The organism is Streptomyces sp. NPDC002004 (assembly GCF_053593975.1).
Window position 1 is genome coordinate 62,262 of the sequence record NZ_JBSFDP010000009.1, and the last position, 12,485, is coordinate 74,746.

9 protein-coding genes are annotated in these 12,485 nt (G+C 71.5%); 3 read left to right on the top strand and 6 right to left on the bottom strand.

What is annotated here, in order from left to right; translation table 11 throughout:
* Positions 1–242 precede the first annotated feature (242 nt).
* The 5 genes from ACWCP6_RS16455 to ACWCP6_RS16475 all read right to left on the bottom strand — a co-directional run bounded on the left by ACWCP6_RS16455 (position 243) and on the right by ACWCP6_RS16475 (position 6,974).
* Complete coding sequence (locus ACWCP6_RS16455) at positions 243–1,082, bottom strand: carbohydrate ABC transporter permease (protein WP_450933125.1); 840 nt, start codon at positions 1,080–1,082, stop codon at positions 243–245.
* The gene (locus ACWCP6_RS16460; protein WP_450933126.1) at positions 1,079–2,446 is read right to left on the bottom strand and encodes an ABC transporter permease subunit; all 1,368 of its coding nucleotides are present in this window, start codon (positions 2,444–2,446) and stop codon (positions 1,079–1,081) included. The genes ACWCP6_RS16455 and ACWCP6_RS16460 overlap by 4 nt, the downstream gene beginning before the upstream one ends.
* Before the next feature lie 6 nt (positions 2,447–2,452).
* Positions 2,453–3,784 (bottom strand): ABC transporter substrate-binding protein, encoded by a 1,332-nt coding sequence (locus ACWCP6_RS16465; protein ID WP_450933127.1) that lies wholly within the window; start codon positions 3,782–3,784, stop codon positions 2,453–2,455.
* Positions 3,785–3,873: 89 nt separating this feature from the next.
* Complete coding sequence (locus ACWCP6_RS16470; RefSeq protein ID WP_450933128.1) at positions 3,874–5,541, bottom strand: glycoside hydrolase family 13 protein; 1,668 nt, start codon at positions 5,539–5,541, stop codon at positions 3,874–3,876.
* Between the two features lie 158 nt (positions 5,542–5,699).
* A complete protein-coding gene (locus tag ACWCP6_RS16475) occupies positions 5,700–6,974 on the bottom strand; it encodes an ABC transporter substrate-binding protein (protein WP_450933129.1) in 1,275 nt (424 codons plus the stop codon).
* Positions 6,975–7,100: 126 nt separating this feature from the next.
* Here ACWCP6_RS16475 and ACWCP6_RS16480 point away from each other — a divergent pair, with 126 nt between their 5' ends.
* The 3 genes from ACWCP6_RS16480 to ACWCP6_RS16490 are packed head-to-tail and all read left to right on the top strand — an operon-like array spanning position 7,101 to position 10,689.
* The gene (locus tag ACWCP6_RS16480; protein WP_450933130.1) at positions 7,101–7,616 is read left to right on the top strand and encodes a PadR family transcriptional regulator; all 516 of its coding nucleotides are present in this window, start codon (positions 7,101–7,103) and stop codon (positions 7,614–7,616) included.
* The gene (locus tag ACWCP6_RS16485; RefSeq protein WP_450933131.1) at positions 7,613–8,362 is read left to right on the top strand and encodes an ABC transporter ATP-binding protein; all 750 of its coding nucleotides are present in this window, start codon (positions 7,613–7,615) and stop codon (positions 8,360–8,362) included. The genes ACWCP6_RS16480 and ACWCP6_RS16485 overlap by 4 nt, the downstream gene beginning before the upstream one ends.
* Before the next feature lie 35 nt (positions 8,363–8,397).
* Positions 8,398–10,689, top strand: coding sequence for an FtsX-like permease family protein (locus ACWCP6_RS16490; protein WP_450933132.1), 2,292 nt, complete (start codon positions 8,398–8,400; stop codon positions 10,687–10,689).
* A gap of 120 nt (positions 10,690–10,809) precedes the next feature.
* Here ACWCP6_RS16490 and pgi read toward each other — a convergent pair whose 3' ends face one another.
* Positions 10,810–12,462 (bottom strand): glucose-6-phosphate isomerase, encoded by a 1,653-nt coding sequence (gene pgi, locus ACWCP6_RS16495; RefSeq protein ID WP_450933133.1) that lies wholly within the window; start codon positions 12,460–12,462, stop codon positions 10,810–10,812.
* Positions 12,463–12,485 lie beyond the last annotated feature (23 nt).

Consider the following 12,485-nt stretch of genomic DNA (forward strand, 5'->3'; position numbering starts at 1 on the left):
GGTTCGCCTCACGCGCCGGAGGGGCTGGGCCGGTTCACCGAACCGACCCAGCCCCTCCGGCGTTTCCGGGCCCCTCGCCTCGGTGCACTGCGCTGATCCGTCCCGGACCGCCCGTCAGCCTGCGCTGCTCGTGCAGCAGCGCAATGTCCGCGTTGCCGCCGCAGGACCGCCCGTCGACGCGCCCGTACCCGGCCGTCCGGAGGCCGGAGGCAGGTCGAGGCGCGGCGCCGAGCGGCCGGAGGTCACTTCACCGACCCCGCCATCACCCCCTGTACGAAGTGCCGCTGGAAGGCGAAGAAGACGACCACCGGCACGATGAGGGACAGGAACGCGCCGGGCGCCAGGACGTCGATGTTGCTGCCGAACTGCCGTATCTGCGACTGGAGTTCGACGGTGAGCGGCTGCGATGAGCTGTCGGCGAAGAGGAGGGCGACCAGCATGTCGTTCCAGACCCAGAGGAACTGGAAGATGGCGAGGCTGGCGATGGCCGGTCGGCCCACCGGCAGCACGAGCCGGGTGAAGATGCGCCACTCGGTCCCGCCGTCCATGCGCGCCGCCTCCAGCATCTCCTTCGGCATTTCCGCGAAGTAGTTGCGCAGCAGGAAGACCGCGAAGGGCAACCCGTAGGCGACGTGGAAGAGGACCACGCCGGGGATCGTGCCGAACAGCCCCAGCTGGCCGAAGAGTTTGGCCACCGGCAGCAGTCCGATCTGCATCGGCACCACCAGCAGCGCCACCACGAGCAGGAACACCGGGTCCCGGCCGGGGAAGTCCAGCCAGGCGAAGGCGTATCCGGCGAGCGCGGCGATGACGACGACGAGGACGGTGGCCGGTACCGAGATCAGCACCGTGTTCCAGAAGGCCCTGGTCATTCCGGCGTTGCCGAGCAGCGCGGAGTAGTTGGCGAAGGACAGCTGTCCGGGGCTGGCCAGGGAGGTCCACCAGCCGCTGCCCGCGCTGTCGCGTGCGGAGCGCAGCGAGGAGAGGAAGAGCCCGGCGAGCGGGGTCATCCAGATCAGGGCGACGACCACCAGGGACGCCTGGACGAGGCCGCTGCCGAGCCATCGGGTGATCCGGTTCATCGTTGACTCCTGCGGAAGCGGCGGACGTTGAACACCATCGCGGGGATCACCAGGAGGAGGAGCAGGACGCCGAGGGCGCTGCCCAGCCCCTGGTTGTTGCCGCCGCCGAAGGAGACCAGCCACATCTGGGTGGCGAGGACGGTGGCGTCCTCCTGCACGGGGCCCGGCGCGATGATGTAGACGAGGTCGAAGACCTTCATCACATTGATCACGAGGGTCACGAAGACGACGGTCAGGACGGGTGCGAGGAGCGGCACGGTGATCCGCCGGAAGATCTGCCACTCGTTGGCGCCGTCCATCCGGGCGGCTTCCAGCGCATCGCGCGGCAGGGCGGCGAGTCCTGCCCCGATGAGGACCATGGCGAAGCCGGTCCAGATCCAGAGGTAGGCGCCGATGATGGCCGGCGTGACGAGGGTGGGGCCGAGCCAGGAGATGCCCTGGTAGGGCTGGGCGAAGTTCTCCGCGGGCAGCTTCAGCGTGTAGGGGCCGGCGGCGAGGCCGTCGAAGGAGAAGGAGCCGTCGGCCGCGGTGCCGGTGGTGGCGACCGTCCTCCCGTCGCGCACCGCCTCGACCGTCATCTTCGGCAGTCCGCTCTCGGACCTGTCGACGGCGCCCTGCTTGCCGCCCCCGCCCGGAGTGAAGTCCAGGTAGACGACACCGCGCAGCTCGTGCGCGCCGGCCGTCCGGTGCGCGGCGGGGTACGCGGGCTTCGCGCCCGCGGGCAGCTCGTCGGGGCGTACGCCGACCAGTCCGAGCCGCACGGTGTGGCCGGGGGACGCCGTGGCGGACGTACGGTACGAGCCGTCGGCAGCTCCGGCCAGGCCCTGGCCGTCGCGGGCGCGTGCGGTCGGGTAGGAGGAGGCGCCCTCGAAGGCGTCGTGGACGCTGACGGCCGCGGCGTTGAGGACGCCCTTGTTCGGGTCGTCGTCGTAGGCGAGGCGGAAGATGATGCCCGCGGCGAGGAACGAGACCGCCATGGGCATGAACAGCAGCAGCTTGAAGGCGGTCGCCCAGCGGACCTTCTCGACCAGGACGGCCAGGATCAGGCCGAGACCGGTGAGCAGGGTGGGGGCGACGACGACCCAGATGGTGCTGTTGCGGATGGCCTTGAGCGTGGCCGGGTCGTGGAACATCTCGCTGTAGTTGCCGCCGCCGACGAAGCGGGTGCCGGAGGCGTCGAAGAAGCTGCGGCCGATCGAGAACAGCACCGGGTACACGACGAGGGCGCCGAGCAGCAGCAGGGCGGGCAGGACGAAGGCGACGGCGACGACCCGCCCGCGGCGCCTGGCGCGGCGCCGCGGGTCGGTGGCCGGCGCGTCGCCGGGCCCCGAGGTCTTGGCGGGGGCGGCGGTGACGGCGGTCATGTCGTATCAGCCCTTGTAGGCCTTGGCGGCCGCGGCCTCGAGCCGGCCCGCCGTCGCCTTGGGGTTCGACGGGTCGCGCAGGAAGTCCTGGAGGAGCTTCCACTCCCCCATGCCCTTGGTGCCGCCGAAGGCGGCCGGGGCCTGGTCGGACATGTCGAAGCGGACCGAATTGCCCGCGGCGACCAGGGACTTGGCGGTCTTGCGGGTGACGTCGTCGCCGTACGCGGCGAGGTCGAGCTTCTTGTTCGGGGAGAGGAAGCCGCCCGCCTTGGCCCAGACGGCCGCGGCCTCGGGGGTCGCCAGGTACTCCAGGAGCGCCGTGGCGGCCTTCTGGTTCTTGCCGTCCTTGAGGAGGACCGCCGCGTCGCCGCCGCTGACGACCGGGGCCTTGCCGCCGCCGACCGCGGGGAACGGGAAGAAGTTCGCGTCCTGGCCGATCTTCTTGCCGAACTGGTCCTTGGCGACGCCGGCGACGAAGTCGCCCTCGTAGACCATGCCGGCCTGGGGCTTGGGGCCGAAGACCTTCTCGACGGAGCCCGGGAAGTCGGTGCTCAGTGCCTCCTTGGCGCCACCCGCGACGAGCTGCTTGTCTTTGAAGAGGGAGCCGAGGGTGGTGAGCGCCTTCACCACGGTCGGGTCCGTCCACTTGATCCGGTGGGCGGCGAGTGCGTCGTACTTCTCGGGCCCGGCCTGGGAGAGGTAGATGTTCTCGAACCAGTCGGTGAGGGTCCAGCCGTCCTGGCCGGCCACCGCGAAGGCGGGCAGGCCCGAGTCGGAGACGGTGTGTCCGGCCTTGAGCAGCGCCGCGTACGTCTTGGGGGGCTTGACGCCCGCCTGGTCGAGGGCGTCGGGGCTGTACCAGACGGTCGACTTGTGGGCGGCCTTGAAGTAGAGGCCGTAGAGGGTGCCGTCGACGCTGCCGTACTTCTTCCAGACGCTCGCGTAGTTGGTGTCGACGGACTGCTCGGTCTTCTTCGAGAGCGGCTTGAGCCAGCCCTTCTTCGCGAACTGCTGGAGCACGCCGACCTGGGGGACCATCACCACGTCGGGGGCGTTGCCGCCCTCGATCTTGCTGCCGACGACGGTGGACACGTTGTCGCCGGTGGACACGAACTGGACCTTGGCGCCGGTCTTCTCGGTGAAGGCGTCGAGGACCTTCTGGAAGTTCTTCTGCTCGCTGCCGGACCAGACGCCGGCGACGGTGACGGTCTGGCCGTTCAGCGCCTTGTCGCCGCCGCCGGCGGGGCCGACGGGGCCGCCGCCGCAGGCCGTGGCGCCGAGCGCGAGGGCGAGTGCGGTGCAGCCTGCAAGCAGTGTGGTGCTTCGTCGCGGAGTCATGGTGATGTCCCTTCGAGCGGAGTGAGGAGGGGGCCAGGGGTGGAGCGGAGGGAGGGGTCGGGTGGAACGCCGGGGAAATCGAGGGGGCCTCAGAGGTCCGAGGTGTCTGCGATCCACCAGGCCGCGGTGGAGCCGGGCAGGACGCCCGCCGGGCACGGGCCGCTGGCGAGCAGCGGGGCGCCCGCGACCGGGGCGGGGACGGGTGCGGTGCCGAAGTTGACGGCGCAGACCAGGCTGTCCCCGCGGACGAAGGCCAGGACGTCGGGCGCGGCCCTGATCCAGCGCAGGGTGCCTTCGCCGAGCTGGGGCAGTCCGGCGCGCAGATGGAGGCCGTCGCGGTAGAGATGCCAGAAGGAACGGGTGTCGGCGAGCGCCCGGTCGGTGGCGTGCTCGGCGAACCACTCGGGCTGCGGCAGCCACGGCTTGGCGCCCTCGGCACCGGAGGTGAAGCCGAACGGCGAGGCGTGGCCCGACCACGGCAGTGGGACGCGGCAGCCGTCGCGTATCCGGGCGCGGCTTCCGGTGCGGCGGAAGATCGGGTCGGTGAGGACCTCGTCCGGCAGATCGACGACCTCGGGCAGACCCAGTTCCTCGCCCTGGTAGATGTACGCGGCACCGGGCAGCGCGAGCATCAGCAGGGCGGCGGCGCGGGCGCGGGCGGCGCCGAGTCCGCTGCCCTCGGTGCCGGACTGCCCGTACCGGGTGACGGTGCGGACCTGGTCGTGGTTGTTGAGGACCCAGGTGACCGTCGATCCGGTGCCGGCGATGTCCTGCATGGCCTCGGAGACGACCTTGCGGAAGGCGTCCGCGTCCCAGGAGGCGCCGAGCAGGTCGAAGAAGAAGGCCTGGTGCAGTTCGTCGGGGCGGACGTACCGGGCGTGTTCGCGTGCGGTCGGCACGGACACCTCGCCGACGAGCAGCCGTTCGCGTCCGTCACGTGCGGTGTACTCCTCGCACACGGAGCGCCAGTGCCGCCACACGTCGTGCACCTCGGGCTGGTTCCAGGCCAGCGGATTGACCGAGTCGCGGGTGCGTGCGTCGGCCTCGGGGTCCGGCGAGTCCGGCAGGTCCGGGTGCTTGAACAGTCCGGCGGCCACGTCGATCCGGAAGCCGTCGACGCCGCGGTCGAGCCAGAAGCGCAGCGCCTGGTCGAAGTGGGCGCCGACCTCGGGATTGCGCCAGTTCAGGTCGGGCTGCTCGGGCGTGAACATGTGCAGGTACCACTGGCCGGGGGTGCCGTCCGGCCCGGTGGTCCGGGTCCAGGCGGGTCCGCCGAACATGGCGTGCCAGTTGTTGGGCGGCTCCTCGCCGTGCGGGCCGCGGCCCTCGGCGAAGTGGAAGCGGGCGCGGGCGGCGCTGCCGGGCGCGGCGGTCAGCGCCTCGCGGAACCAGGGGTGCTCGCTGGAGCAGTGGTTGGGGACGATGTCCAGGAGCACCCGGATGCCGAGCCGCCGGGCGTCGGCCATGAGCAGGTCGAACTCGGCGAGGTCGCCGAAGAGCGGGTCGACGTCGCAGTAGTCGGCCACGTCGTATCCGTGGTCGTGCTGCGGCGACGGATAGAACGGGCTCAGCCAGATGCCGTCGACGCCGAGTTTCTTGAGATACGGCAGTCCGGCCCGGACTCCCGCGAGATCGCCGACGCCGTCCCCGGTGCTGTCCAGAAAGCTCCGGACGTACACCTGGTAGATCACCGCGTCGCGCCACCAATGGTGCGTGTTCACCCATTGACCTGTCTGTGCGTGCCGATGGTTATGCATGCATGTTAAGTAGACGTGTCGAGCGGGTGTCAACGAGTAGGCAAGAAGTGCCAGGGAGTTGGTGTGCTTATGTCCAGTAATTTCCCCGCCGGAGACCCTGGCGAAGGCAGGCTGGGATACCTAACATGTAACTAGAAGAAGGAATCGAGCTCCGGGATTCAGCCCCGGCGGGCGATCTCCGCAAGCTCGCGGGCGAGGCGGCGCACGGCCGCCTCCGGCGTCTGGTGGCCGGTCATCGCGTCGTGCACGACCGCCTGCACCGCCAGGCTGACCTGGTCGTAGCGCGGGCTCTTGGGGCGCGGCGCCGCTGCGAGCACGCTCGCGCGCAGGGTCGGCAGATAGGGGAACTTCCTGATCAGCGCCGGGTCCTGGTACAGCGCGGCCCGCACGGGCGGCAGCGCGCCCTTGGTGAGGACCTGCCGCTGCACACGTTCACTGGTGAGGTACGCGATCAGATCGGCGGCGGACTGCGGATGACGGGCGTGACTGTTGACCGCGAGGTTGGAACCGCCGAGCACGCTGGTGCCGGGTCCGTGGGGGCCCGGCACGGGAACGGCGCCGACCCTGCCGGCGACCTCGGAGCCCGGGGCGGAGGCGCTGGCGTAGGCGTACGGCCAGTTGCGCAGGAAGAGCAGATGCCCGTCCTGGAAGGCCTTCCGCGACTCCTCCTCCTTGTACGTGAGCGCCTTCTCGGGGATCCAGCCGTCGCGCACACCGCGGGCGAGGAACCCCAGGCCCTGCCGGGCGGCGGCGGAGTTCACGGTGACGCGCTCGCCCTCGTCGCCGAGGATCGTGCCGCCCGCAGAGTAGACCGCCTCGGCCGCGTTGACGGTGAGGCCTTCGTAGGGGAGGAACTGGCCCGCGTACCCGTCGAGTCCGTACTTCGGCGCGATCGTCCGGGCCTGCTGCTCCAGTTCGGCCCAGGTGCGCGGCGGCGCGACGCCCTCCTTGGCGAGGATGTCCTTGCGATACAGAAGAAGTCCGGCATTCGTCACATAAGGGACGGCATACAGCTTTCCGTCGTACGTCGCCGTGTCCACGACGGGCGGCAGAAAGCTGCCCAGCGGGAACCGGTCGCGCGCCAGCGGCGATATCCACCCCGCGGCGGCGAACTCCGAGGTCCAGGCGACATCGATGTTGAGCACGTCGAAGCGGCCGCGGTCACCGGAGCGCAGGTCGGTCGTCATCTGCGCATGGGTCTCGTCCGCGGAGTCCGGGAGTTCGACGAGGGTGACCCGCTCGTCGGGATGCGCGCGGTTCCAGCCGTCGAGGAGCGGGCCGAGATAGCCCGTGAGGTCCCCGGCCGTCGCCAGCGTGATCGGGCCCCGGCCGGACCCTCGGGCGCCGTCCGCCGGGGTGCCCGTGGCAACGTACCCGGTCAGCAGCACCGCGAAGACGAGGAGACCCCTACCGGCGGCGCGTATCCACCGCATAGGTTCCTCCCTGTGGCACCCGGCTCCGGTCGGCTTCGTCCGGCGACAGGGGCCATGTATACCCGTTAGGCATGGGCGATACTAGGGCCAGCAGCACATTACGAGGTTTTGAGGAGGAGAGCACACGTGCGCCTGCCTCTCCTGGCTCTCCTCGCGCGCGGGCCCGCCCACGGATACGAGCTGAAGCAGGACCTTGAGCAACTGCTGGGCGCCGCGTACCCTCAGCCGAATGTCGGCCAGATCTATGTGACCCTGGGCCGGCTGGAGAAGGCCGGACTGATCGCGGGCGAGGAGATCGCCCAGTCGAGCCGGCCCAACAAGAAGATCTACCACCTCACCGATGCCGGGCGGGAGGCGTTGCACGCCTGGTTCGAGGAGGCGGCGGACGAGCCGCGGGTACGGGACGAGTTCTTCATGAAGCTCGCGCTCGCGCCGCAGACCGGTCTCGCCGATCAGATCACCCTCATCAACAAGCAGCGGCGCCAGTACCTGAACACCATGCGCAATCTGTCGAAGCTCGCCGCGGCCGAGAACCGGGACAACCGCATCGCCCAGCTCCTCATCGAGGGCGCGATGCTGCATCTCCAGGCCGACCTCGACTGGCTGGAGCGCTGTCAGGAAGAGCTGGAGGAGCTGGAGTGAGCGACACACCGGCTCCCCTGCTGCGGGCGGAGCGCCTGGTCAAGACCCACCACGGCGAGGGCGCACCCGCCCGGGCCGTGCGCGGTGTCGACCTGTCCGTGCGGCGCGGCGAGTTCGTCGCCGTCACCGGGCCGTCGGGCGCCGGGAAGTCGACGCTGCTGCATCTGCTCGGCGGACTCCAGCGGCCGGACGGCGGCAGCCTCTGGCTGGACGGTGAGTGCACCGACGCCTACAGCGAGGCACGCTGGGCGGCCCTGCGCCGGCGCAGCATCGGCATCGTGTTCCAGTTCTTCAACCTGGTCTCCAATCTGTCGGTCGCGGACAACGTCGAGCTGCCCGCCCTGCTCGCCGGGATCTCCCCGAAGCAGGCGCGCTCCGAGCGGGAGAAGCTGCTGGCCGAGCTGGGCCTGGAGGGCAAGGAGCGCAGCATGCCGGGCGAGCTGTCCGGCGGCGAACAGCAGCGGGTCGCCCTGGCCCGGGCCCTGGTCAACCACCCGGCGCTCCTCCTCGCCGACGAGCCCGCGGGCAGCCTGGACAGCAAGGGCACCCGCGAGGTGATGCGGCTGCTGTCCCGCTTCCACGCGCGGGGCCAGACGATCCTGCTGGTCACCCATGACGCACGGCTCGCGAGCGCCGCGGACCGGGTGATCAGCTTCTTCGACGGCCGGATAGCCGACGACGCCGAGCTGGGCGGCACACCGCCGCGCGGCACCGGAACGTCCGGTGTGCTCGAGCTGAGGGACTGATCGGCCGTGCACGACCGGATGAAGGGCTGAGCGGCGTGCGGGCCACCCTGCGCTGGGCGCACGCCGATCTTCGTACGCACCGTGGCGAGGCACTGTTCATCGTGCTCGCCACCGCCGGGATCGTCGCCTCGCTGCTGCTGGCGGCGGCGCTGTTCGGCTATGCCACCAACCCCTGGCAGCGGGTCTTCACGCAGTCGCGGGGCGCCCATGTGTGGATCCACACCGGGTCCGGTGCCGACTCGGGCCGGCTCGCGGCGCTCGACGGTGTCGTGTCCACGGCCGGCCCGTACCGCACGGCGTCCACGACCGTGGAGTCGCGCGGCACCCGTGCCTCCGTCGAGCTGCGCGGTACGGCCGGGCGTCCGGCCACCGGCCGGCCGCTCCTGGTCTCCGGCCAGTGGCTGGACCCGGGCACCCCGGACGGCGTGGTCCTGGAGAGCAGCCTCGCCCGCGCGCTGTGGGCGGAACCCGGGGACACCCTCGCGCTGCCCGGCAACGGCCGGTCGCTGACCGTGCTCGGTGTCGCCGACAGCGCTGAGCCGCGCTACAGCCCCGGCGAGCGGGCGGGCGTGGTCTGGGCCCCGCCGTCCGTGGTGAGCCGGTCCGGGGGCCGGCCCGGGCAGGTCGTGGGGCTGCGGCTCGCCGATCCCGGCGACACGGACTACCTGGTGCAGCGCGCCGTCACCACGCTGGGCGCCGGAGCGGTCACCCAGGTCTCCAACTGGCAGCAGGCCCGCGCCGAGGCGCAGGGCGACAACCGGCTCCTCGGTCAGGTGCTCGGTCTCTTCGGGCTCGGCGCACTGCTGGCCGCGGGTCTCGCGGTGTACGGCGCGATCGCCACCCGTATCCGCGGCCATCTGCGGGACATCTCCGTGCTGAAGGCCGTCGGCTTCACCCCCGGCCAGGTGGTCCGCGCCTTCCTCGTGCAGCATCTGGCGTTCGCCCTGCTCGGGGCGGTCGCCGCCGCCGTGGTCACCCAGGCCCTGGGCAGCGGCATCCCCGGGCGGCTCGGCGACGCGATCGGCGTCTGGCAGGGCCTGCCGGGCCATGCCGCGGCCCTGTTCGGGGTGCCGGTGGCGGCGGTGCTGTTCATCGGCGCCACGACCGGTCTCGCGGCCTGGCGCGCCGGGCGGGTGCCACCGGTGCCGGTGCCACGGCCCGCGGCGCCGCTGGGCGGCCGGCTGACGGGTGCCGCCCGCAGGGCGCTGGAGCTGCGGGTGCCGCCCGCGCTGGTGCTCGGCTGGCACCGGGCGTTCGCACGCCGCCCCCGCTCGCTGGCCACGATCGCCCGGCTCACGCTGCCGCTGCTGCTGATCCTCGTCGCGCTGAGCGCCTGGACGACCATCGACGCCTTCCACAGCAGGCCTCAGCAGTACGGCCTCGCCGCCGCGCTCACCGCCCGGGCCGACGACACTCTGGGAGACCAGCGCGCACGGACCCTGCTCGCCGGGAACCCGCAGGTCGCGGACGTCCATCCGGGGGTCGAGGTGGCGGCCCTGGTACCGGGCCAGACCGGCACGATCGCGCTGCGCGGGCTCGGCACCCAGCAGCATCCGTACCCCTTCTCGCTGGCCGAGGGACGCGCGGCGCACGGGCCCGACGAGGCCGTCGCTGGGCAGGGTCTGCTCGATCTGCTGCACGTCCGGGTCGGCGACTGGGTGCGCGTGACCGTCGGCGGCACCCCGCAGATCCTCCACATCGTCGGCCGCAGCATCGAGCCCGAGAACGGCGGCCGGGTCATCTCCACCTCACTGGACACCCTGCGCGAGAACGACCCGGGGCTCCGCCCGACCCTGTACCAGCTGCGCCTGCACCCGGGCGTGGACGCCCGCGCGGTCGGCGCCGCCCTGACCCGGGTGTCGCACGGGCGGCTGGACGTGCACCCGGTGACGAACCCCGCCGACGGGCTCTCCCCGCTGCGCGGGGTCGTCGTCGGGCTGATCGCCGTGCTCGCCATGATCGGGCTGATCGAGCTGCTCACCTCGATCGGCGGTGCGGTGCGCGAGGGCGAACGGGATCTGCTGGCGCTCAAGGCGATCGGGCTCTCGCCCCGGGAGATCACGGCGATCACGGTGACGGCCACCGGCTGCACCGCGCTGGCGGCGGTGGCGCTGGCCACGGCGCTGGGGGTGCCCCTCGCGCACTGGCTGATCGACGCCCAGGGGCGGTCGAGCGGGATCGGCGCCGGGATCGCCCAGGCTCCCTCCCCCGCTCTGCTGCTGCTCTTCGGCGTCGGCGCCGTGGCGGGCGCCGCCGCGCTCGCCACGCTGCCCGCCGCGCACGCGGCCCGGCGCCGGCTCGCGGACACCCTCAGCGCCGTGGCCTGACCCTCGGCGCCGTGGCCCGGGCCCGGGCGCACCGGGCACCACCGGCCGGACGGGGGCCCGGCCCGCACGAGGCCGGACCCCCGCCGACGGGGCAGGGGTCCGGCCTTCGAGGGTCAGGGCTCAGCGCCCGCGCAGCGCCCGGTACTTGGCGACGAGCGACTTCGTCGACCCGTCCAGGCCCGGCACTTCGGCGCCCTCCGTCAGGGCGGGCTCGATGCGCTTGGCGAGGACCTTGCCGAGCTCGACGCCCCACTGGTCGAAGGAGTCGATGTTCCAGACGGCGCCCTGGACGAACACCTTGTGCTCGTACAGCGCGACGAGCTGGCCGAGGACCGAGGGGGTGAGCTTCTTGGCGAGGATGGTCGTCGTCGGGCGGTTGCCGGGGAACGTCTTGTGCGGCACCAGCTCCTCCGGCACCCCCTCGGCCCGCACCTCCTCCGGCGTCTTGCCGAACGCCAGCGCCTGTGTCTGCGCGAAGAAGTTGGCCATCAGCAGGTCGTGCTGGGCGGCCAGCGCGGGCTCCAGCTCGGGGACCGGGTTGGCGAAGCCGATGAAGTCGGCGGGGATGAGCTTGGTGCCCTGGTGGATGAGTTGGTAATAGGCGTGCTGCCCGTTCGTGCCCGGGGTGCCCCACACGACCGGGCCGGTCTGCCACTCCACCGGGAGCCCGTCGCGGCCCACGGACTTGCCGTTGGACTCCATGTCCAGCTGCTGCAGATACGCCGTGAACTTCGACAGGTAGTGCGAGTACGGCAGCACGGCATGCGACTGGGCGTCGTGGAAGTCGCCGTACCAGATGCCCAGCAGCCCGAGGAGCAGCGGGACGTTGGACTCCGGGGGTGCGGTGCGGAAGTGCTCGTCGACGAGGTGGAAGCCGTCCAGCATCTCGCGGAACCGGTCGGGCCCGATGGCGATCATCAGGGACAGGCCGATCGCCGAGTCGTACGAGTAGCGCCCGCCGACCCAGTCCCAGAACTCGAACATGTTCGCCGTGTCGATGCCGAAGTCGGCGACCTTCTCGGCGTTCGTCGACAGCGCCACGAAGTGCTTGGCGACCGCTTCCTGACCGGCCCTCAACTCGGTGAGGAGCCAGTTCTTGGCGGAGGTCGCGTTCGTGATGGTCTCGATGGTGGTGAACGTCTTCGAGGCGATGATGAACAGTGTCTCGGCCGGGTCCGCGTCCCGCACGGCCTCGTGCAGGTCGGCCCCGTCGACGTTCGACACGAACCGGACCGTCAGGTCACGGTCGGTGAAGGACCGCAGCACCTCGTACGCCATCGCGGGGCCCAGGTCGGAGCCGCCGATGCCGATGTTGACGACGTTCTTGATGCGCTTGCCCGTGCAGCCGGTCCACTCGCCGGAGCGCACCCGATCGGCGAAGGCGCCCATCTTGTCGAGCACGGCGTGCACCCGCGGCACGACGTTCTCTCCGTCGACCTCGATCACCGCATCGCGCGGCGCGCGCAGCGCGGTGTGCAGCACGGCGCGGTTCTCGGTCGTGTTGATCTTCTCGCCGCGGAACATGGCGTCCCGCAGCCCGAACACGTCGGTCGCGGCGGCCAGGTCGCGCAGCAGCCGCAGTGTCTCGTCGGTCACCAGGTGCTTGGAGTAGTCGACGTGCAGGTCGCCCACCTGGAGCGTGTAGTTCGAGGCGCGCGCCGGGTCCGCGGCGAACAGCTCACGGAGGGACGCTCCGTCGACTTCCTCGCGGTGTTTGGCCAGAGCCGCCCATTCGGGCGTCCGGTTGAGCCTGGTGCGGCTTTCTGCGTTCATCTCCGACTTCAGCCTTCTCTCGT

Bases quoted from the DNA above. Each gene is read 5' to 3' on its own strand.
- ACWCP6_RS16455 (WP_450933125.1), bottom strand. From the start codon at position 1,082: ATGAACCGGATCACCCGATGGCTCGGCAGCGGCCTCGTCCAGGCGTCC.
- ACWCP6_RS16460 (WP_450933126.1), bottom strand. From the start codon at position 2,446: ATGACCGCCGTCACCGCCGCCCCCGCCAAGACCTCGGGGCCCGGCGAC.
- ACWCP6_RS16465 (WP_450933127.1), bottom strand. From the start codon at position 3,784: ATGACTCCGCGACGAAGCACCACACTGCTTGCAGGCTGCACCGCACTC.
- ACWCP6_RS16470 (WP_450933128.1), bottom strand. From the start codon at position 5,541: ATGCATAACCATCGGCACGCACAGACAGGTCAATGGGTGAACACGCAC.
- ACWCP6_RS16475 (WP_450933129.1), bottom strand. From the start codon at position 6,974: ATGCGGTGGATACGCGCCGCCGGTAGGGGTCTCCTCGTCTTCGCGGTG.
- pgi (WP_450933133.1), bottom strand. From the start codon at position 12,462: ATGAACGCAGAAAGCCGCACCAGGCTCAACCGGACGCCCGAATGGGCG.